The sequence below is a fragment of the Streptomyces sp. NBC_00212 genome (assembly GCF_045206365.1).
Taxonomy (GTDB): Bacteria; Actinomycetota; Actinomycetes; order Streptomycetales; family Streptomycetaceae; genus Streptomyces.
In genome coordinates, this window is the sequence record NZ_CP108115.1 from 1547593 (window position 1) to 1566417 (window position 18825).

At 71.7% G+C, this 18825-nt stretch carries 20 protein-coding genes and 1 pseudogene; 9 read left to right on the forward strand and 12 right to left on the reverse strand.

Annotation, left to right across the window (positions count from 1 at the left end; genetic code table 11):
* Positions 1 to 70: 70 nt before the first annotated feature.
* The 5 genes from pqqE to pqqA are packed head-to-tail and all read right to left on the reverse strand — an operon-like array spanning position 71 to position 3749.
* Positions 71 to 1183 (reverse strand): pyrroloquinoline quinone biosynthesis protein PqqE, encoded by a 1113-nt coding sequence (pqqE, locus tag OHA17_RS07125; RefSeq protein ID WP_406505058.1) that lies wholly within the window; start codon positions 1181 to 1183, stop codon positions 71 to 73.
* The gene (pqqD, locus tag OHA17_RS07130; RefSeq protein ID WP_406505060.1) at positions 1180 to 1743 is read right to left on the reverse strand and encodes a pyrroloquinoline quinone biosynthesis peptide chaperone PqqD; all 564 of its coding nucleotides are present in this window, start codon (positions 1741 to 1743) and stop codon (positions 1180 to 1182) included. The genes pqqE and pqqD overlap by 4 nt, the downstream gene beginning before the upstream one ends.
* Positions 1740 to 2459, reverse strand: coding sequence for a pyrroloquinoline-quinone synthase PqqC (gene pqqC / locus OHA17_RS07135; protein ID WP_406505061.1), 720 nt, complete (start codon positions 2457 to 2459; stop codon positions 1740 to 1742). The genes pqqD and pqqC overlap by 4 nt, the downstream gene beginning before the upstream one ends.
* The gene (locus OHA17_RS07140) at positions 2456 to 3619 is read right to left on the reverse strand and encodes an MBL fold metallo-hydrolase (RefSeq protein WP_406505062.1); all 1164 of its coding nucleotides are present in this window, start codon (positions 3617 to 3619) and stop codon (positions 2456 to 2458) included. Before OHA17_RS07140 ends, pqqC begins: the two co-directional genes overlap by 4 nt.
* A gap of 10 nt (positions 3620 to 3629) precedes the next feature.
* Positions 3630 to 3749 (reverse strand): pyrroloquinoline quinone precursor peptide PqqA, encoded by a 120-nt coding sequence (gene pqqA, locus OHA17_RS07145; protein ID WP_063802074.1) that lies wholly within the window; start codon positions 3747 to 3749, stop codon positions 3630 to 3632.
* A gap of 351 nt (positions 3750 to 4100) precedes the next feature.
* On the opposite strand from pqqA, the gene OHA17_RS07150 reads away from it, so the two are divergent.
* From OHA17_RS07150 to OHA17_RS07165, 4 genes are all read left to right on the forward strand, one after another.
* Positions 4101 to 4937 carry an aldo/keto reductase gene (locus tag OHA17_RS07150; protein ID WP_406505064.1) on the forward strand — a complete coding sequence of 279 codons (837 nt, stop codon included), beginning with the start codon at positions 4101 to 4103 and terminating at the stop codon, positions 4935 to 4937.
* A gap of 238 nt (positions 4938 to 5175) precedes the next feature.
* On the forward strand, positions 5176 to 6558 hold the full coding sequence (locus OHA17_RS07155) for a S8 family serine peptidase (protein ID WP_398879010.1): 1383 nt from the start codon (positions 5176 to 5178) through the stop codon (positions 6556 to 6558).
* A 78-nt stretch (positions 6559 to 6636) separates the two neighbouring features.
* The gene (locus tag OHA17_RS07160) at positions 6637 to 7107 is read left to right on the forward strand and encodes an RICIN domain-containing protein (RefSeq protein ID WP_406505066.1); all 471 of its coding nucleotides are present in this window, start codon (positions 6637 to 6639) and stop codon (positions 7105 to 7107) included.
* Between the two features lie 183 nt (positions 7108 to 7290).
* The gene (locus OHA17_RS07165) at positions 7291 to 7989 is read left to right on the forward strand and encodes a hypothetical protein (RefSeq protein ID WP_406505068.1); all 699 of its coding nucleotides are present in this window, start codon (positions 7291 to 7293) and stop codon (positions 7987 to 7989) included.
* Between the two features lie 30 nt (positions 7990 to 8019).
* Here OHA17_RS07165 and OHA17_RS07170 read toward each other — a convergent pair whose 3' ends face one another.
* On the reverse strand, positions 8020 to 9075 hold the full coding sequence (locus tag OHA17_RS07170; protein WP_406505069.1) for a S1 family peptidase: 1056 nt from the start codon (positions 9073 to 9075) through the stop codon (positions 8020 to 8022).
* Positions 9076 to 9468: 393 nt separating this feature from the next.
* Positions 9469 to 10410 (reverse strand): cupin domain-containing protein, encoded by a 942-nt coding sequence (locus tag OHA17_RS07175; protein ID WP_406505071.1) that lies wholly within the window; start codon positions 10408 to 10410, stop codon positions 9469 to 9471.
* Between the two features lie 106 nt (positions 10411 to 10516).
* Here OHA17_RS07175 and OHA17_RS07180 point away from each other — a divergent pair, with 106 nt between their 5' ends.
* Positions 10517 to 11380 carry an NmrA family transcriptional regulator gene (locus OHA17_RS07180; protein WP_406505073.1) on the forward strand — a complete coding sequence of 288 codons (864 nt, stop codon included), beginning with the start codon at positions 10517 to 10519 and terminating at the stop codon, positions 11378 to 11380.
* Positions 11381 to 11529: 149 nt separating this feature from the next.
* Here OHA17_RS07180 and OHA17_RS07185 read toward each other — a convergent pair whose 3' ends face one another.
* From OHA17_RS07185 to OHA17_RS07195, 3 genes are all read right to left on the reverse strand, one after another.
* Positions 11530 to 11922, reverse strand: coding sequence for a hypothetical protein (locus OHA17_RS07185; protein ID WP_053728702.1), 393 nt, complete (start codon positions 11920 to 11922; stop codon positions 11530 to 11532).
* Between the two features lie 253 nt (positions 11923 to 12175).
* Entirely contained in the window at positions 12176 to 12910 is a 735-nt protein-coding gene (locus tag OHA17_RS07190; RefSeq protein WP_406505075.1) for a class I SAM-dependent methyltransferase, read from the reverse strand.
* Positions 12911 to 12932: 22 nt separating this feature from the next.
* Positions 12933 to 13244, reverse strand: coding sequence for a 4a-hydroxytetrahydrobiopterin dehydratase (locus OHA17_RS07195; RefSeq protein ID WP_398879023.1), 312 nt, complete (start codon positions 13242 to 13244; stop codon positions 12933 to 12935).
* 80 nt (positions 13245 to 13324) lie between these two features.
* On the opposite strand from OHA17_RS07195, the gene OHA17_RS07200 reads away from it, so the two are divergent.
* The gene (locus tag OHA17_RS07200) at positions 13325 to 14320 is read left to right on the forward strand and encodes an NAD-dependent epimerase/dehydratase family protein (RefSeq protein ID WP_406505077.1); all 996 of its coding nucleotides are present in this window, start codon (positions 13325 to 13327) and stop codon (positions 14318 to 14320) included.
* A 135-nt stretch (positions 14321 to 14455) separates the two neighbouring features.
* Here the strand turns inward: OHA17_RS07200 and OHA17_RS07205 are convergent, their stop codons facing one another.
* Together OHA17_RS07205 and OHA17_RS07210 are read right to left on the reverse strand one after the other, a co-directional pair.
* On the reverse strand, positions 14456 to 15568 hold the full coding sequence (locus OHA17_RS07205) for a sensor histidine kinase KdpD (RefSeq protein WP_053728706.1): 1113 nt from the start codon (positions 15566 to 15568) through the stop codon (positions 14456 to 14458).
* 163 nt (positions 15569 to 15731) lie between these two features.
* Positions 15732 to 16505 (reverse strand): annotated as a pseudogene (locus OHA17_RS07210) (response regulator transcription factor); the annotation flags it as partial.
* Positions 16506 to 16719: 214 nt separating this feature from the next.
* Here OHA17_RS07210 and OHA17_RS07215 point away from each other — a divergent pair.
* Genes OHA17_RS07215 through OHA17_RS07225 form a run of 3 tightly spaced genes read left to right on the forward strand, consistent with a single transcriptional unit; the run spans position 16720 to position 18781 of the window.
* Positions 16720 to 17406: a glycosyltransferase family 2 protein gene (locus OHA17_RS07215; protein ID WP_406510653.1), complete on the forward strand. Its 687-nt coding sequence runs from the start codon at positions 16720 to 16722 to the stop codon at positions 17404 to 17406.
* A complete protein-coding gene (locus OHA17_RS07220; protein WP_406505080.1) occupies positions 17403 to 18110 on the forward strand; it encodes a DUF2064 domain-containing protein in 708 nt (235 codons plus the stop codon). Before OHA17_RS07215 ends, OHA17_RS07220 begins: the two co-directional genes overlap by 4 nt.
* A complete protein-coding gene (locus tag OHA17_RS07225) occupies positions 18104 to 18781 on the forward strand; it encodes a class I SAM-dependent methyltransferase (protein ID WP_406505082.1) in 678 nt (225 codons plus the stop codon). Before OHA17_RS07220 ends, OHA17_RS07225 begins: the two co-directional genes overlap by 7 nt.
* The last annotated feature ends 44 nt before the right edge of the window (positions 18782 to 18825 follow it).

Consider the following 18825-nt stretch of genomic DNA (forward strand, 5'->3'; position numbering starts at 1 on the left):
TCACGTCGGGGAGAAGGTGCGGGCGTCGGACGTGCGGAGCAAGGGCGTCGGGGCGGGGGTGGGCTCGCGTTCAAACTCGGCCGCGGCGGCCGGCAGCCGTGCGGAAGGAACGGGGTACGGCCGGGCTCGGGGTGCTGAGAGCGCTCTCGGAGACGATGCGGCGCAGGAGCGGATGGTCGGGGGCGAGGCGGCAGGCCGGGTCGGTGCGGGCCGCGTCGCCCGTGAGGGCGTACGCCTGGCAACGGCAACCGCCGAAGTCGATGTCACGGCGTTCGCAGGAACGGCAGGGCTCGGCCATCCAGCCGGTGCCGCGATAGGCGTTGAAGGCGGGCGACTCCCGCCATATCCATTCCAGAGAGCGCTCTCGCACATTGGGCGGGTCGAGCCCGGGCAGCGCGGCGGCGGCCGGGCACGGCAGTACGGTGCCGTCCGGCGCGACGGTCAGCGAGAGGGCACCCCAGCCACCCATGCAGGGTTTCGCCGTGCCGTCGAAGTAGTCGGGCACCACCCACACGAGTTCGGTACGCCCGCCGAGCCTGGTCTGCCACACCTCGACGGACTTCCGCGCCTGCTCCAACTGGCCCCTGCTAGACAGGAGTTGATTCCGATTGAGCAGGGCCCAACCGTAGAACTGGGTGTTGGCGAGCTCGATGCGGTCGACTCCCCAGTCGAGGCCCAGCTCGACGATCGCATCGAGCGCGTCGAGGTTGTCGCGGTGCAGGACGACGTTGAGGCCCAGCGGCAGCCCGGCCTCCCGGACGACTGCGGCGGCCCGCGCCTTGTCGGCGAAGGAGCGGCGCCGCCCCGCAATCCGGTCCGACGCCTGCGCGTCGGAATGCTGCACGGACAGCTGTACGGAGCGCAGCCCGGCGTCGACGAGTGCGCCGAGGCGGGCCGCGTCCAGGCCGATCCCGCTGGTGACGAGCTGGGTGTGAATGCCGGCCGCGTCGGCGGCGGCGACTATCTGCGGCAGGTCGGGCCTGAGCAGCGGCTCGCCGCCCGAGATGTGAGCCTGCACGACACCCAACTCACCGGCCTGGCACATCACTTGACACCAGGAGTCGGTATCGAGCTCACTTCTGCGACGGACCAGTTCCAGCGGATTGGAACAGTACGCGCAATGCAGCGGGCAGGCGTGGGTCAGCTCGGCGAGCAGTGCCCAGGGTGGTTCGACGATGGTCATCGCAGCCAGCCCTCCTCGCGCAACCTACCGAGAAATAAAGGGACTTCGGCGGCGACGGGCGCCTCCGGGTGGCGCGCGGCCAAATCGTGGACGATCTCCCGCACTTCGCGCTCACCATCGCAGAGCCGGACGATGCTGCCCGCCGGTCCGTGCAGCACGACGACCCGCTCGGGCAGCACCAGCAGATCGACTCCCCGCACCCGGTCGCGCCGCAGCAGCACGTGCCGAGAGAGCGTGGGGCGCCAGGCGGGGCCGAGGGCAAGCGGGTCGGAGGTGAGCGGGTCGAGGGCGAGGGGGTTGGAGGTGAGCGGATCGAGGGTGGGCGGGGTGGCCGTGGCTGCGCCCGGGGTGGCTTGTGGGTGCGGGGCCGAGGGGCTCGTGAGAGCGCTCTCGTCAGCCGTTTCCGCAGGAACGACCCTGCTGGACGCATCCACGGCATGCACCCCGAGAGCGCTCTCAGCCCCCATCGCCGAAGCCCGATGCGCCTCTCTCACATCCCTCACGTCCCTCATCTCCCTCACATCCCCCACCTCCCTCACCACCTTGGTCACCCCCCTCATGCGACTCCCCTCGCTCCCCCACGCCCGCCCAGCTCCACCGCGTCGAGCAGTGACCACAGGACGTCGCACTTGAAGGTGAGGGCCGCCACGCAGCGTTCTTGTTCGGCCCGGGTGCGGGTCCAGCCGCTGACCAGGAGCAGGGCTTCGGCGCTGTCGCGGCTGCCCTGTTCTATGCGGGTGCGGAAGTACTCCAGGCCGGCGGGCTCGATCCAGTCGTAGTGGTCCTGGAAGGCGTCGATGCGGGTACGCATGATCCCCGGCGCGGAGAGTTCCGTGAGGGAGGCGGCGACCGCGTCCAGGGCCGGGTTGAGCCGGCAGAAGTTGACGTACCCCGCGACGGCGAGGCGGACTCCGGGCAGGACCTCGGCGCCGGACCACATGCGTTCGCGGGTGATTCCGGCGGCTTCGCCGAGGCGGAGCCAGCGTTCCAGGCCGCCCGTGCCGTCGGTCGGTCCGTCGTGGTCCTGGATGCGGCGCAGCCACATCCGGCGCAGGTGCGGCTCGTCGAACTTGGCGAGGATGTGGGCGTCCTTGACGGGGATGTTCCGCTGGTAGTGGAAGCGGTTCAGGATCCAGCGCCGCAGTTCCTCGCGGTCGAGTCGACCCTTGTGCATGCGGACGTTGAAGGGGTGCCGGTCGTGGTAGTGGTGCTCGACCACGGCACGCAGTTGGCGCTCGAACTCGCCTACAGCCCAGGGGAGTTGGGGGCTGCTCACAGTTCGATCACCATCCGCTCCGCGGCGACTTCCAGGCCCCGCTCGGCGAGCCGTGCGTGCTGGGCGGCCGCGGGGTCGTTGAGGGGGTTGGTGTTGTTGAGGTGGGTGTAGAGACAGCGGCCGGGGAGTGCGGCGAGGCGGTGCGAGGTACCGTGCGGCCCGACGATCGGCAGGTGGCCCATCGCGGTTGCCGTGCGGGTCGAGATCCCGCTGCGTACGGGCTCGTCGTCGTCCCAGAACGTGCCGTCGAGGATGACGACGTCGGCGCTCCGTACCGCCGCGTCGAGTGCGTCGGACCAGGTGGCGACCGCGGGGGCGTAGACGGCCGAGGCGCCGGTGGCCGGCTCGTACAGCCGGAGCGCGACCGACCAGGTGGGGTCGTCGGGCCCGGGACCGGCCGCGTAGCGAGGCCGTTTGGCGGAGACGGGTATGGCGCTGACGCTGACCTCGATGGAGCCGGGTGTGGAGAGCGCGTTCAGCCGGTCGTCCGGATCACGCCGTTCGCCGGGGCCGGGCGTTGAGAGCGCTCCCGGCCTCTCCCCCTGTCGACGCCCCCCGTCGGCGCCGGCAGCTGAGAGCGCTTCCAGCGTCCCCGTCCGCTCGCACCCTTCGGTGGAGCCAGGGGCTGAGAGCGCTCCCGGCCCCCGTTCGCACCCCTCGGTCGCTCCCGGCCCTTGTAACCTCCCGCCCTGCCGCCACCACCCCACGGGGCCCGCCGTCGACAGTGCTTCCGGCTTCTCGCTGAGCTCGCGCCATTCGATGGCCGTATAGGGGCCGAGCACATCCCCCAGCCGTAGCCGTTCGAGGAGTGCGTCCCGTACGGGTGCCGTGGCCCTGACCACGAAGCCTTCCGTCTCGCGGAGGCGGGCGATGCCAAGGGTGTGGTCGAGTTCGGCGTCCGTGAGGATCACTCCCGCGACCGGGGACTCGCGCGAACCGGGGCCGGGCAGCAGGGCGGGCACGGATTCGATCTGGTCCGTGATGTCGGGGCCGGCGTTGACGATGTGCCAGCGGGTTCCGGGGCCGCCGGACCTGACAGCGAGGGAGGCGTGCCGGCGGCGGCGCCGCGGGTGGACGCGTGCCCCGGCACAGCCGGGACACGCGCAGTTCCACTGCGGGACTCCGCCACCCGCCGCGGTGCCGAGCACCTGCAGCAGCATGGCGCGGCGCCTACCGGTCGGCGTGGAAGTAGCCGGTGACTTCGAGCGCGGTCTCGACGACCGTGTACTCGGGGGTCTCCCAGACCGCAACCGCCGCCGTTTCCTCCGATGTTTCCCGTGTGTCCTTCATGGGGTGTACCTGCCTTCCTGAGAGGTGGGGTTCAGGAGTGAACGGTGTGTGTCGCGCCCATGAGCAGTTACCTGAGCAGGGCAGACATGTTGTTCACATGAGTGTCCGGCGTTCAGTTATGTGCCATAGCGTCGCGTCTTGTCGAGGCACGGTCAATGGTTCGGACCGATAAGGTCGGAGCTGTATCGGCCAATCATCTTGCGCCGCACGGTCACGCGCTCCTGAACGGCGAGTCAGGAGCGGTACTGAACCGCAGGTCAGGTGTGATCGGGTGGGCCCGTTGGGAATGCGTCGCTCCGCTCGTTCGTTGACGATGGGAGTACCAACCGACGACGTAAGGATCGACCGCTCGTGAGCAAGGTCCCCTCCATCACCCTCAACAACGGCGTCGAGATGCCGCAGCTCGGTTTCGGCGTCTGGCAGGTGCCGGACGACGAGGCCGCGAAGGCGGTCGCCACCGCCATCGAGTCCGGGTACCGGAGCATCGACACCGCCGCGATCTACGAGAACGAGCGGGGCACCGGCCAGGCCGTCGCCGCCTCGGGGGTCGCCCGCGAAGACCTCTTCGTCACGACGAAGCTCTGGAACTCCGAGCAGGGGTACGACTCGACGCTGCGCGCGTTCGACGCCTCGCTCGACAAGCTCGGCCTGGACTACGTCGACCTGTACCTGATCCACTGGCCGGTGCCGGCCAAGGACGCTTACGTCGACACCTACACGGCCTTCGAGAAGATCTACGCCGACGGCCGGGCCAAGGCGATCGGCGTCTCCAACTTCCAGCCGGTGCACCTGGAGCGGCTGCTCGGCGAGACCTCGGTGGTCCCGGCCGTCAACCAGATCGAGCTGCACCCGCAGCTCGCCCAGGCGGAGTCGCGCGCGCTGCACGCCAAGCACTCCATCGCGACCGAGGCCTGGTCGCCGCTCGGTTCGGGTCGCGGGCTCCTCGACGTTCCGACCGTGGTGGCGATCGCTCGGAAGCACGGCCGCACCGCGGCGCAGGTCGTGCTGCGCTGGCACCTCCAGATCGGCAACGTCGTGATCCCGAAGTCCGTGACGCCGTCGCGGATCAAGGAGAACATCGACGTCTTCGACTTCGAGCTCGACGCGGACGACCTGGCCGCGCTCGCCGCACTGGACGAGGGCAAGCGCCTTGGGCCGAACCCGGCCGAGTTCAACCTCGGCGCCTGATCACACACGCTGACCAGGCCCTGAAGAAAAGGGGCGCCGTCCGACCCGGTCGGACGGCGCCCCTTTTGTCGCTTATTGACTTTGGTTGGTCAGGGACCAACCAAGAATGTTCATTCAAGTGCACCGCCCAGGCAAAGCGTTCGACATCAAGCGACAAATCCTCTTGTCCTGCGCATGACCTTCCCGATGGGATCGCGAAGACCGCCCCGCGCGGCTTCACCCCACTCAGGGAGCATTCATGCGCATAGCCCGCCCCCGGACTCGTACCGCAGCAGCGACAGTTGGGGCCACCGCCCTTGCCGCCGCCGCGGTGATAGCCACCCCGCTGTCCGGGTCCGCCACCGCCGCACCTGCCGTCCCGCAGGTAAAGCCCGTCCCGGCCATCTCCGGGCAGCACCTCGCCCACTCGACCAGCGGCCCGCTCAGCACCGAGCAGTGCCAGGCCAAGTGGAAGATCGCCTGCTACGGCCCGCTGCAGTACCGCCAGGCGTACAACCTCAACCCGCTCTACAAGGCGGGCATCACCGGCAAGGGCCGCACGATCGTGATCGTGGACTCCTTCGGCTCGCCGACGATCCAGCACGACCTGGACGTGTACAGCAAGCAGTACGGCATTCCCAGCAGCAAGGTCGACGTGGTCAAGTGGGGCAACGTTCCCAAGTGGGACCCCAAGAACAAGGACATGACCGGCTGGGCCGGTGAGTCCACGCTCGACGTCGAGATGGCACACGCCGTCGCGCCGGACGCGAAGATCATCTTGGTCGAGACCGCGGTCGCCGAGACCGAGGGCGTCACCGGCCTGCCCGAGATGATGGACGCCGAGAAGCACCTCATCGACCACGGCATCGGCGATGTCATCACCCAGAGCTTCGGCGCCACGGAGAACACGTTCCCCGGCTTCGACAAGGGTGACTTCTCCAGCATCAAGAACCTGCGGTACGCGTTCAAGGACGCGGCGGCCCACGGCGTGACCGTGCTCGCCTCCTCCGGTGACGGCGGCGCCACCGACAACACCGCGGACGGCAGCGGCTACTACAAGGAGCGCGTCAACTCCTGGCCCTCGTCCGACCCGCTGGTCACGTCGATCGGCGGCACCCAGCTGCACCTCGACGACAAGGGCAACCGCCTCAGCCCCGAGAGCGTGTACAACGACAACGGTTCGGGCGGCGGCGGGCAGTCGCACGTCTTCGAGCGTCCGTCCTTCCAGAACGGCGTGCGCGGCATCGTCGGCAACCGTCGCGGCACCCCGGACATCTCGATGGCGGCCGCGGTCAACGGCGGCGCCTGGGTGTACTCCAGCTACGACCCGACCGCCGTCGGCTGGGACGTGTCCGGCGGAACGAGCGAGGCGAGCCCGCTGTTCTCCGGCATCGTCGCCCTCGCCGACCAGGCCGCCGGCCACCGCCTCGGCAACATCAACGACGCGCTGTACTCGCTGTACAAGCACCAGGGCTACAAGCCGGGCTCGGGTCTCGTCGACGTCAACGACGGCACGAACAACAGCTACCAGGGCGTCACCGGCTACACCGCGGTGAACGGCTACGACATGGCGACCGGCGTCGGCACCATCGACGCGGCCCACTTCGTGACCGCGCTGGCCCGCGAGAGCCGCCACCACTGACGGCACCGCACCATCGCGTGACGCCGCCGCCCGATTCCTCCGGGCGGCGGCGTTGTCATGACCGTATCCTTCGAGATCATGAACGACACGCAGAACCCCGCCCTGCCCGAAGGCCGCTACCTGGTACGCAACGTCGCCAGCGGGCTGCTCCTTGAGGTGTACGGGGGCGCCAAGGGCAGCGGGGCCAATGTGCAGCAGGGCAAGGAGAGCGGTTCCACGGCGCAGCAGTGGCACATCTCCCCCGTGCACAGCGGCGGCGGGCTCTACCACCTGGTGAACGTCAACAGCGGCAAGCGGCTCGACGTCGCCAACGCCTCCACCGAGAACGGCGCCAACGTCCAGCAGTGGAAGGCCAACAACTTCGGGGCTCAGGAGTGGCTCGTCGAGCGGCACTTGGACGCTCCCGGCCGAGTCACCCTGGTCAGTTACATCAGCGGGCTGCTCCTGGAAGTCGCCCATGGTTCGGCCGAGGACGGCGCGAACGTGCAGCAGTGGGAGGACACCGACTCGCCCGGGCAGTGGTGGGAGTTGGAGTCTGTCGTCGAGTGAGCGGTTCGTTGGGTGGGTGAGGTGGGCGGCTCGGCGAGAGCGCTCTCAGCGGGTGGCCCCGCGCCGCCGGGAGATCGCCCGGATCGGCGCCCTCAGGGAACCTCGGAGCCGAATCGGCCGTCAACTCCGTTGATACGGGCTCTATTTGACACACAGGCGAACCACGCAAGAAGAGGTACGAGGGTGACTCAGAGGAGCGGGCCGAACCGGCGGGCAGTGCTGCTGGGCCTGGCGCTGGCCGCGCCGGTCGTGGCGGCGGGCTGCGGCGCAGGCCACGACAAGAAGTCCGCGCCGAGGAGTTCCGCGTCGACGGATCCTGCTCCGTCCGACCCCGGGCGCGACACCACGATCATGATCATCAGGCATGGTGAGAAGCCCGGCTCCGGCGACCCCGGGTTCGACGAAACGGGAAAGCAGGACAAGAAGTCGCTGACCAGGCGCGGCTGGGAACGCTCTCACGCGCTGCCCCGGCTCTTCGCCGCCAACGGCGGTAGCGCTCCTGCCGGTTCGGGGTCGGCGCCGCTCCCCCGCCCCGCCACCATCTACGCCGCCGCGGACCAGGGACCGGACGCCGGTGCGCACCGGATGCGGCAGACCGTGACGCCGCTCGCCGAGGCTCTCCACCTTCGAGTCGACACCGGGTTCGCCGAGGGCAAGGAGAAGGAGCTGGCCGCCGCCGCTCTGGCGGCGACGGCCCCTGTGCTGATCTGCTGGGAGCACTCCAAGATCCCGCCGATCGTGGAAGCACTGGGTGCTTCGCGGGCCGGCGGGGTCCCGGAGGAGTGGCCCGACCGCTTCGACCTGGTGTGGGTCTTCACGCGCCGGGCCGGCACCTGGACGTTCCGGTCGGTACCCCAGCACCTGCTGGCGGGCGACGCCTGAGTCCCTGCCCGCCCGGAACGTCCGTACGGGTCAGCCGATCTGCGCTCCGTACGCCTGGAGCGCTTCCGGTACGGGCTGGAAGAAGGTCTCGCCGCCCGAGCTGCAGTCGCCACTGCCGCCGGAGGTGAGGCCCAGGGCCGTACTGCCGTCGAAGAGCGAGCCGCCGCTGTCGCCGGGCTCGGCGCAGACGGTGGTGTCGATCAGCCCGTCGACCTGGCCCTCCTCGTACGTCACGGTGGCGTTCAGGCCGGTGACCTGGCCGCCCTGGACGCCGGTGGTGGAGCCGCTGCGCTGGACCTGTTCGCCGACGGTGGCCTCGGCTGCGCCGCTGATCGGCTGGGAGGAACCGTTGTACAGGTCGACCGCGCTCGGGTGGCCGGTGTCGCTGGTGTAGCGGACCAGGGCGTAGTCGTGGCCGGGGAACGTGGAGGCCTCGGTGACCGCGATCTCGGAGCCGCCCTGCTGGTCCGACCAACTGGAGACCGCGTTGCCGCAGTGCCCGGCGGTCAGGAAGTACGGCTGGCCGCCGACCGTGACGTTGAAGCCGAGCGAGCAGCGGGCGTTGCTGCCCCAGATCGCGTCGCCGCCCGCGATGAGCGGCTGGAAGCGTCCGGCCGTTCTCTTCAGGGTGACCGTGTCGCCGAGTCCTTGGACCACCTTGGTGAGCTGGGCGAGGCGGGCACCGGTGACGGTGCGGTCGGCCTTGACGACCATCGTGTTGCTGACCGGGTCCATCGACCAGGAGGTACCCGGTATGGAGGCCTGGGCCTTCAACTCCTGTCGTGACGCGTTGAGTTGACTCACGGAGTGCTTGACGGTACGGGCTTCGGCGCCCGTCTTGCGGACGCTGTCGGCGGTCGCGGCGTCGACCACGTTCACGACGAGCTTCTGGCTCCCGGCGTCGTAGTACGAGCCTGCCGTGCGGCCCGCGAGAGTGGTGTCGATCCGGTGTGCCAGCTGCCCGGCCGATGCGGCGGTCTGCGGGGCGGCGGTCGGTGCGGGGGCTGCGTCGGCGCTCTGCATCGTCAGGGTCGCGCCGAGCGCCAGGGCTCCCGCCGCGGCGGTGGCCGCACGTCGGCCTGACATCCATCGCTGCTTCAACTCAGAACCTCCTGTGGGGGGTTGAGCCCGGCCACGGGTGTTCGCCGGGCCCGTCGGGCGCGATGAGCAGGACGCGACGACCGGGATCCCGGCATACACCGGCGTCCATGCCAACTCGCCGCGTCGAGTATCCGTACCCTCACCGGCTCACAGCAAGCAATGAACTCGCCTGGTACGTAAGGGAGTTGGGGGCACTTGAGAGTGACGGGGGTGGTACGCGAAGGAATGCGAGCCGGTCGTGAAGGAACGGGAGGCGTTCGTAAGAGGGTTGAGTCGGCGCCGGCGCGGCGAGGCTGCGGGGCGGGCCGTGGATGGATCATTCCTGCCGCATGTCCCGGGCCCGCAGGGGATCCTGACTCTGGGCGGCCGACCGGACGTTCAGCCGTTGCCGTGAAGAGCCCGATGCTCCTGGGGGCTGATGCCGCGAACGCGCTTGAACGCGGCGCTCAGCGCGAACGCCCCGCTGTAGCCGACCTGGCGGGCGATGGCCTCGACGGTGGCGTCCGTCTCGCGCAGGCGGTCGGCGGCCAGGGCCAGGCGCCAGCCGGTCAGGTGGGCCATCGGCGGCTCCCCCACCAGCTCGGTGAAGCGGCGCGCGAATCCCGCTCGTGACACCCCGCACTTCGCGGCGAGCGACGCCACCGTCCAGGGGTGCGCGGGGCTGTTCTGCAGCAGTCGCAGCGCGGGGCCGACCACCGGATCGCCCATCGCCCGGTACCAGGCGGGCGCGTCCGCGCCGGGTCGCGAGAACCACGAGCGCAGCACCGCGATGAGCAGCAGATCGAGCAGCCGGTCCAGGACGACGCTCTGGCCGGGCTCGTCGCGGGAGATCTCGTCGTCGAGCAGCGGCATGAGCGAGCAGTTCCACTCCCGCGCGGTCAGCCGCACCACCGGCGGCAGCGCGGCGAGCAGCCGCCCGCTGATCTCGCCCTCCATCAGATACGTGCCGACGAGCATGGTGGCCGAACCGTGCAACGCGTTGCCCCAGGTGCGTACGCCCAGGTCCATGGAGGCCGAGAGCGCTTCCCCGCGCAGGGTGGTGCAGGTCGCCCCGGGGCCGATCCGGGCGAACGGTGCGAGCTCCGGCGAGTGCGTGACGGTGTACGGATCGGGGCCGCGCACGACGACGATGTCGCCGGGGGCGATGTGCACGGCCTCGCCGTGGTCGGGCACGATCCAGGCCTCGCCCGCTGTCATCGACATCAGGGAGATCGGCGCGCGGTCCTCGATCCGTACGGACCAGGGGGGTTCCATCACCATGCGCAGCAGGAAGGCGCCTCTGGCCCGCGGCCCGTCGAGCAGTCCTGCGAGTGCGTCCATGGGGCCAGCGTAGAACGCGCCGGGCGGCACGAGGCGTAGACGAACGCGTATGGGGATTGGCCCCTGGCGCATGGAGAGTCCAGGGCCGTCCGACGACGCTGGACGCATGACGAACACGACGCGAAACGCACAGCGGACCGGCGAGTTGGCGCAGCGGACGGTACTGGTGACCAGCGGGACGGGGAAGACAGGGCACCGGGTGGTCGAGCGGCTGACCGCTCGCGGGGTTCCGGTCCGGTCGGGGTCGCGGTCCGGTGAGGTCCGTTTCGACTGGGCGGACGACTCCACATGGGGCGCCGCACTATGTGGCGCGTACGCCGCGTATGTGGCCTACTATCCCGACCTCGCGGCGCCGGGCGCGGCGGAGGCGATGCGCCGGTTCGGCCGGCTCGCGGCGGCGAACGGGGTGCGCCGGGTCGTCCTGCTCTCAGGGCGGGGCGAGCCGGAGGCGGCCCGCGCCGAGAGCGCTCTCCGCGAGGTGTGCCCGGACCTCACCGTGGTCCGCGCCGCGTTCTTCGCGCAGAACTTCAGCGAGGGCGCGATGGCCGAGGGCGTTCTGGCGGGAACGGTGGCCTTCCCGGCCGGCGACACCGCCGAACCCTGGGTCGACGCCGACGACTTGGCTGACGCCGTGATCGCCGCCCTCATCGAGGACGGCCACGCCGGGCAGACGTACGAGCTGACGGGCCCGCGCCTGCTCAGCTTCGCGGAGGTCACGGCCGAGCTCTCCCGCGCGGCGGGCCGCGAGATCCGCTATGTGCCGGTGTCGGGCGCCGAGTACGCGGAGACGCTCACCCGGTACGGCCTGCCCGCGCCGGACGCCGAGTGGCTGGCCGGGCTGTTCAGCATGCTGCTCGACGGCCACAACGCGTCCACGACAGACGGGGTGAAGCGCGTTCTGGGCCGCGAGCCCCGCGACTTCGCGGACTTCGCGCGGGACGCGGCAGCGGCGGGCGACTGGCAGGGATGACCCGGCCGGAGTCGGCGCGGGCGGGGCGGACGGGGGTCGGCCCACCCGCCCCGATCCCGACCAGGCCGGCGGGGCCGGGCAGACGGCGGCCCCCGACAAGAGGCGCTCTTGTCGGGGGCCGCCGGAAACGCTCAGTCGAACTTCTTCAATCAGAGCAGCTTCTGCGGGGCCTGGAACTGGTCGACCGGCGCGACGTTGCAGGCTGCCTTCGGGCCGCCGAGCAGGTGCCCGCCGATGCCCTCACCCTCCGGCAGCGGCACCAGGCAGCGACCGTCGATGTTGATGAGCGGGGCACCGTAGGTGTTGAGGATGCCGCCCGAGTCACCGGCGATGGCAGTGTTGCCGTTGCGGGTTCCGAAGTCCGTGGCACCGCTGCCACTCGTGGTCGGGCCAGACCCGGCACGGGCGGCACGGATGCTGTCGTGCGCGTTGGTGGTGCTGTTCTCGGCCTCGGGACCGTTGGTGTGCGCCGACGCGGGTGCGGCGACAGCCATCATGGCAGCGGTGGCGAAAGCCGCGCCGGCCAGAACCTTCTTGATCACAGTGGTGCTCCTGGTGTGGAGGTGGACTCAGCGTGAGGAGGCCCGTTCACACATGGTGCCGCCCCACATGGCTACAGAACGGGGACCACAGCACGGAAGTTACTCTCTGTTACTCGTTCGGCCCAATAGTCGGGCGCCCGCTGTGAGCAGTCGTTCTCCACGGACGGTGGGGACACGTGGGTGCCCAACCGGGTCATGGAGATGACGAAGGCGGGCGGCTGAGCGGACCTGGCGGACCCCGGTGAGAGCGCTCTCACTCCTTCCGCAGCGCCAGCAGCCGGTACTCCGGGTCCGCCCGCGGCCGGTCCGGGTCCGGCAGGGCGGCCAGGGCTGCGGCCAGTTGCTCGGCGGGCGGGCCGGCCAGGGTGAACCAGGAGGTGAAACGGCCTCGCCGGACGGCGTCCGCGGCGGCGAGCGGGGTGCGGCCCTGGCCGTGTCCGGTGAAGCGGGCCTCGGCCACCGGGGCCAGGCCGTGCCGGGCGGCGTACGACTCGATCAGGTCGGCCCGGTCGGAGGGGGTGCCGGTGCGGTGCGGGGTGAGCAGGGCGTCGATGTCGGAGCCGACGTCGTGGGCGGCGTCCTTGTCCACGGTGGTGATGAACACCCCGCCCGGCTTCAGTACGCGCGCCGCCTCGGCCACGACGAACTGTGGCGCGATCCGCCGCCCCAGGTGGAGCAGCCACACCGCGGAGACCGCATCCAACACACCTGAACGGAAAGGGAGTTGGTGCACATCGGCCAGCACGATCCGGGGGCCGACGCGACCGGCGGCGATGCTCGCCATGCCGTGGGCGGCATCGGCTCCGTGGACGCGCAGGCCCGGCCGGTTCAGGCGCTGGGTGACCGAACCGGTGCCGCACCCGATGTCGAGCAGGGTGCGGGCGGTGGCGGGGACGAGTCCGAGGACGGCCTCGGCGGCGGCTTCGGCCCGGGGCACGCCGCCGCGCGTGGCATCGTAGTGGGCCGCCTCGGCGTCGTAGTCCAGCATGTGCGTCACTGTACGAGTGCGGTCATCCAGCGCCGTGGCCGGGGGCGATCTCCTCTACGCGGTGGGCGAGTTGGAAGTCCAGGGCCGTGAGTGCGCCGCCCGCGGAGTGGGTGTTCACGGACAGGGCGACCGTGTTGTAGCCGAGGGTGAGGTCGCTGTGGTGGCCGAGCTCCTCCTGGATCTGGGCCACATGGACCACCATGGCCGTCGCGGCGAAGTGGTTGGCGAGACGGAAGCTGCGGGAGATCCGGTCGTGGTCGTCCGACAGCGACCAGCCGGGCAGCTCCCGCAGCCGGTCCTCGATGTCCTTCTGTGACAGCGGCTCAACGGGCATGTCCGGATACTCCTTACGGGGTGGTGACATCGCGGGGTGGAGCGGTGACGCGGAGGCTCCGCATCCGTAGCGTCTCCTCTATGCGTGTACTTGTCACGGGAGGCGCGGGCTTCATCGGCTCGCACATTGTCACAGCACTGGCCGCACACGGCCATGAGCCGCTCGTTCTGGACCGGACGGTCCGGCCGGGGGACGACGTCCGGGATCCGGACGTCGTCGCCGCGGCGCTGGTCGGGGTGGACGCGGTGTGCCACCAGGCGGCGATGGTGGGACTCGGCACCGGTTTCGCCGACGCGCCCGCCTATGTGAGCTGCAACGACCTCGGCACCGCGGTACTCCTGACGGCGATGGCCGACGCGGGAGTGCGGGAACTGGTCCTCGCGGGGTCGATGGTCGTCTACGGGGAGGGCCGCTACGAGTGCCCCGAGCACGGGGTCGTACGCCCTGGGCCGCGGCCGGTCGAATGGCTCGACGCGGGGCGGTTCGAGCCCCCATGCCCTTGCTGTGAGGCCGAGTTGAGTCCTGGGCTGGTCGCGGAGGACGCGCCGGTCGACCCGCGCAATGTGTACGCCACGACCAAGCTGGCGCAGGAGCACCTGGCCGCTTCCTGGGCCCGGGCGACCGGCGGACGGGCGGTGTCGCTGCGCTACCACAACGTGTACGGGCCGGGGATGCCCCGGGACACGCCCTATGCGGGGGTGGCCTCGTTCTTCCGCTCGTCGCTGGCACGCGGCGAGGCACCCCGGGTCTTCGAGGACGGCCGCCAGCGCCGGGACTTCGTGCACGTACGGGATGTGGCGGCGGCCAACGTGGTCGCGCTGGAAGCGCTCTCAAGCCGCCCGCCCGGCGCGCTCACCGCATACAACACGGGCAGCGGGACCCCGCACACGGTGGGCGAGATGGCCCGGGCGCTGGCCTCGGCGCACGGGGGTCCCGCTCCCGTGGTGACGGGCGAGTACCGGCTCGGCGACGTACGGCACATCACGGCGGACTCGGCGCGGCTGCGCAGCGAGCTGGGGTGGAAGCCGGCGGTCGGGTTCGCGGAGGGGATGGCGGAGTTCGCGGCGGCGGGGTAGGGCAGCCGCCGGTGCCTGGCGCGGCCCAGGACGCGGAAGGGGGGCCGGGCTGCTTGCCCGGCCCCCCTTCGCTGCGGCTTTCGATTGCAGGCCGTCGGTGGCTGGTCGCGCAGTTTCCCGCGCCCTGTAGCTCGCCTACGCCGGCGCCACCGGCAGGGTGAGTTCGAAACGGCAGCCGCCCGCCACGTTGCGCACTTCGGCGCGTCCCGAGTGGGCTTCCACGATGCCTCGGACGATGGCGAGGCCGAGGCCCGCGCCGCCGGGCGGGGTGCGCGCCGCGGTGCCGCGCCAGCCGGTGTCGAAGACGCGGGGCAGGTCGTCGTCGGGGATGCCGCCGCAGCCGTCGGTCACGGAGAGCGTGACCGCGCCGTCCCGGTCCTCGGCGGCCACCGCGACCGTGCCGTCGGCCGGGGTGTGCCGGATGGCGTTGACCAGGAGGTTGGCGAGGACCCGGGTCATCTCCTTGCCGTCCACCTCGACCGGAACCGCGTCGACGCGCTCGCCGACGAGGCGTACCCCGTGTTCGCGGGCCAGCGGGTCCGCGCCCGCCAGAGCGTCGCCGATCAGGTCGTGGACGGACATGCGGGCGGGGTTGAGGGAGAGCGCTCCCGCGTGGATGCGGGACAGCTCGAAGAGGTCGCCGACCATGGAGTTGAGGCGCTCGACCTCGGTTCTGATCTGGCGGAAGTAGCGGTCGGGATCCTTGGCCATGCCGTCTTCGAGGGCCTCGGCCATCGCGCGGAGCCCGGCGAGCGGGGTGCGCAGGTCGTGCGAGATCCAGGCGACGAGTTCGCGCCGCGAGGTTTCCAGGGCCCGCTCGCGCTCGCGCGACTCGGTCAGTTTCGCGCTGGTCGCCGCCAACTCCCGGCTCAGCGCGGCGAGTTCGGCAGTGGCGGGCCCCGTGGGGGCGTCGAAGCTGCCGCCGTCGCCGAACGAGCGGGCGGCCAGGGCGAGGCGGTGACTGCTGGCCACGACCCGGCGGCCGAGCAGCAGCGCGGTGGCCAGCGAGGCGACCGCGGCCATGGCGACGACCACGGTCACCACCGTCAGGTCGTGGGAGTTCAGGAGCATCGCCCAGGCGACGGCGAGCGTGCCGGCCAGCATCGCGATGACGGCGACGGCCGCCACGACGGCCACGGACGCGGTGAGCGAGCGGTGCCGCAGGAGCCGCAGGGCCAGCGCCCCGCCGAGCCCGGCGGCCGCGGCACCGAGGAAGGCGTACAGCGCGATGAGCAGAACGTCACCCATGGTTGCCTCCCTGCCGTACTGCCACGTCCGGCCCGGCGCCGCTCGGCTCGGCGCCGCTCGGCTCGGACCCATATGGCCGGGCCTCATACGGCTGGGCGCCATGTGGCCCGTCCACGTGTGACCCGTCCCCATGTGGCCCGTCCACATGTAGCTGGCCCCCATATGGCTCAGCACCATGTGCCGCCCCCGCACCATGTGCCGCGCCCCCACGACCCGCAGCACTACCCCTCTCGGCCTCCCCCTCAGCCTCCGCCTCGAAGCGGTACCCCACTCCCCACACCGTACGGATCAGCACTGGCTTCGCCGGGTCCGTTTCGATCTTGCCTCGTAGGCGGCGGACGTGGACGGTCACCGTGGACAGGTCGCCGAACTCCCAGCCCCACACCTCGTGCATCAGGCGCTCGCGGGAGATGGCTTCTCCGGGGCGGGCCAGGAGGTAGGCGAGGAGGTCGAACTCCCGCAGCGTCAGGGCCAGTTCGTGGCCGTCCTTCGAGGCGGTGCGGGCGGCCGGGTCGAGGGCGATGCCGGAGCGGGAGACGCGCGGGCCCGGGCGGGCGGTGGCGGTGCGGGCGCGGCGCAGTACGGATTCGACGCGGAGGACGAGTTCGCGCGGGCTGAAGGGCTTCGTCACATAGTCGTCCGCGCCTATCTCCAGGCCGAGGATGCGGTCGTCCTCGTCGCCCCGCGCGGTCAGCATGATCACCGGCACGGGGGCCGTGGCGCGCAGTCGGCGGCACACCTCCAGGCCGTCCATGCCGGGCAGCATCAGGTCGAGTACCACCAGGTCAGGACGGTGCTGCGTGGCTGCGCGCAGGGCGGCGGGGCCGTCGGCGGCGAGGTCGACGGCGTGGCCCGCGCGTTCCAGGTAGCCGGTGACGACCTCGGCGACGGTCGGATCGTCGTCGACGACGAGGATGCGGCTCTCGGTGCTGTGCATGGAATCCAGCGTCGCACCGCCCGGGGGCGTCCGTCTGCGCCGGGTGGGCCCCGGGCGGGCGATGTCCGCGTTTCGTAAGAACCTGATATCCGATTTGTCCGGTTCGGATTCGTACGGTGAGAGCGTGACTGAATCCCCCTCCGCATCACCTTCCACGTCCCGGACCCCGTCCCCGTCCGCGTCCCGGTCCGCATCCCCTGCCGGACCGGGCGCGGTGACCGTGGACGTCGTGCTGCCCTGCCTCGACGAGGCCGAGGCACTGCCCTGGGTGCTGGCCCGGATCCCGGACGGCTGGCGGGCCGTCGTCGTCGACAACGGCTCGTCGGACGGCTCACCCGAGGTGGCGCGCTCGCTGGGCGCGACCGTCGTGCACGAGCCCCGCCGGGGTTTCGGCGCGGCCTGCCACGCCGGGCTGCTCTCGGCCGAGGCCGAGTACGTCTGCTTCTGCGACTGCGACGCCTCCCTCGATCCGGGCGAGCTCGTCCCCTACGTACGGGAGGTGGCGTCCGGCGCCGCCGACCTGGTGCTCGGCCGGCGGCGGCCGCAGGGGTTCGGCGCCTGGCCGCTGCACGCGCGGGCCGGGAACCTGGCCCTCGCGCGGATGCTGCGGCGCCGCACCGGGCTGCGCCTGCACGACCTGGGGCCGCTGCGGGCCGCGCGCCGCGAGGCGCTGCTCGGGCTCGGCCTCACCGACCGGCGCAGCGGCTACCCGCTCCAGATGGTGGTGCGGGCGGCGGACGCGGGGTGGCGGGTGGCCGAACACGAGGTTCCGTACCTGCCGCGCGCCGGGAAGTCCAAGGTCACCGGGACGTGGCGGGGCACCTGGCAGGCGGTGCACGACATGCGCAAGGTGCTGGCCGAGCCGCCCGTGGCGGCGTGTACGTCGGCGGTCGCCCGATGACCGGGGCGGCGGGCCGGCCGGTGTCGGGCACGACGCTGATCGTCCTCGCGAAGGCCCCCGTGCCCGGCCGGGTCAAGACGCGGCTCACCCCGCCGTACACCCCCCAGGAGGCGGCCCGGATCGCCGAGGCGTCGCTGGCCGACACCCTCGACGCGGTGCTCGCCACCCCCGTACGCAGAAGGCTTCTGGTACTCGACGGCGAGCCGGGGCCATGGCTTCCGCCCGGCATCGAGGTGGTGCCGCAGTGTGCGGGCGGCCTGGACGAGCGGATCGCGGCGGCGTTCGCGGCGTGCACCGGGCCCGCGCTGCTGATCGGCATGGACACCCCGCAGGTGAGCCCGGCGCTGCTCGCGCCCGCGCTCGCGGACCCCCGGCCCGGCGATGCGTGGTTCGGCGCGGCCGTGGACGGCGGGTTCTGGGCCCTCGGCCTGACCGAGCCCGACCCGTCGCTGCTGCGCGGGGTGCCGATGTCGGTCGCCGAGACCGGACGCGTCCAGCGGCAGCGGCTGTACGACGCCGGGCTCACGGTGCGTGAGCTGGCTCGGCTACGGGATGTGGACACCGCCCGGGACGCCCGACTGGTGGCGGCCGAGGCCCCGCACGGCCGCTTCGCCCGGTCCCTGGCGGGCGGGACCCCAACCGGCCCCCCGGCAATCCAGCCCCCGGCGGCCGACTCCCTCACCGCCGGGCCCCGCACATGGTGAGAGCGCTCTCCGCCACCGCCCCGGCCGCCTGGCACGCCGACCCGTACACCGATGCGCTGCGGTCCGGGCGCGGCCCGCTGTTCCTGCGCCGGCCCGACGGCTGGCTGCTGCCGCTGGAGGTCGAACGCTGGTGTGCGGAGCCGGACTTGGCGGACCGTACGGTGCTGCGCCGGTGCGGGGGCGCGGTCCTTGACATCGGCTGCGGGCCCGGCCGCCTGGTGGCAGCCCTCGCCGCCGAGGGGGTCGCCGCGCTCGGCGTCGACGTGAGCCCCGAAGCGGTCCGCCGCACGCGCGACTGGGGCGGCAGCGCGCTGTGCCGCTCGGTCTTCGACCGGCTGCCGGGCGAGGGGCGCTGGGACACCGCGCTGCTCGTCGACGGGAATGTCGGGATCGGCGGTGACCCGACGGCGCTGCTCGCCCGGGTGGCCCAACTCGTCGTCCCCGGCGGCCTGCTGCTGGCCGAGACCGCCCCGTACGAGATCGATGAGCGGATGCGGGTCCGGGTCGCCGATGCGAGCGGTGCGGCGGGTGGTGACTTCCCCTGGGCGCGGCTGGGCACGAACGCGCTGCTGTCCTGTGCCCGCCCGCTCGGCTGGCGCCCGGCCGGGCGTTGGACCGCGGCGGGGCGCCCGTTCGTGGCCCTTCGGCGCGGCAGGGGTGCGCCCCTCTGACCGCGAAGGGTGGGAACGTACGAAAGGGCGGGGTGGGGAGTGAG

Excerpts from the sequence above, each read along its gene's own strand:
- pqqE (WP_406505058.1), bottom strand. The coding sequence starts at position 1,183 with ATGACCATCGTCGAACCACCCTGGGCACTGCTCGCCGAGCTGACCCAC.
- pqqD (WP_406505060.1), bottom strand. The coding sequence starts at position 1,743 with ATGAGGGGGGTGACCAAGGTGGTGAGGGAGGTGGGGGATGTGAGGGAG.
- OHA17_RS07140 (WP_406505062.1), bottom strand. The coding sequence starts at position 3,619 with ATGCTGCTGCAGGTGCTCGGCACCGCGGCGGGTGGCGGAGTCCCGCAG.
- pqqA (WP_063802074.1), bottom strand. The coding sequence starts at position 3,749 with ATGAAGGACACACGGGAAACATCGGAGGAAACGGCGGCGGTTGCGGTC.
- OHA17_RS07155 (WP_398879010.1), top strand. The coding sequence starts at position 5,176 with ATGCGCATAGCCCGCCCCCGGACTCGTACCGCAGCAGCGACAGTTGGG.
- OHA17_RS07160 (WP_406505066.1), top strand. The coding sequence starts at position 6,637 with ATGAACGACACGCAGAACCCCGCCCTGCCCGAAGGCCGCTACCTGGTA.
- OHA17_RS07170 (WP_406505069.1), bottom strand. The coding sequence starts at position 9,075 with ATGTCAGGCCGACGTGCGGCCACCGCCGCGGCGGGAGCCCTGGCGCTC.
- OHA17_RS07175 (WP_406505071.1), bottom strand. The coding sequence starts at position 10,410 with ATGGACGCACTCGCAGGACTGCTCGACGGGCCGCGGGCCAGAGGCGCC.
- OHA17_RS07180 (WP_406505073.1), top strand. The coding sequence starts at position 10,517 with ATGACGAACACGACGCGAAACGCACAGCGGACCGGCGAGTTGGCGCAG.
- OHA17_RS07190 (WP_406505075.1), bottom strand. The coding sequence starts at position 12,910 with ATGCTGGACTACGACGCCGAGGCGGCCCACTACGATGCCACGCGCGGC.
- OHA17_RS07195 (WP_398879023.1), bottom strand. The coding sequence starts at position 13,244 with ATGCCCGTTGAGCCGCTGTCACAGAAGGACATCGAGGACCGGCTGCGG.
- OHA17_RS07200 (WP_406505077.1), top strand. The coding sequence starts at position 13,325 with ATGCGTGTACTTGTCACGGGAGGCGCGGGCTTCATCGGCTCGCACATT.
- OHA17_RS07205 (WP_053728706.1), bottom strand. The coding sequence starts at position 15,568 with ATGGGTGACGTTCTGCTCATCGCGCTGTACGCCTTCCTCGGTGCCGCG.
- OHA17_RS07220 (WP_406505080.1), top strand. The coding sequence starts at position 17,403 with ATGACCGGGGCGGCGGGCCGGCCGGTGTCGGGCACGACGCTGATCGTC.
- OHA17_RS07225 (WP_406505082.1), top strand. The coding sequence starts at position 18,104 with ATGGTGAGAGCGCTCTCCGCCACCGCCCCGGCCGCCTGGCACGCCGAC.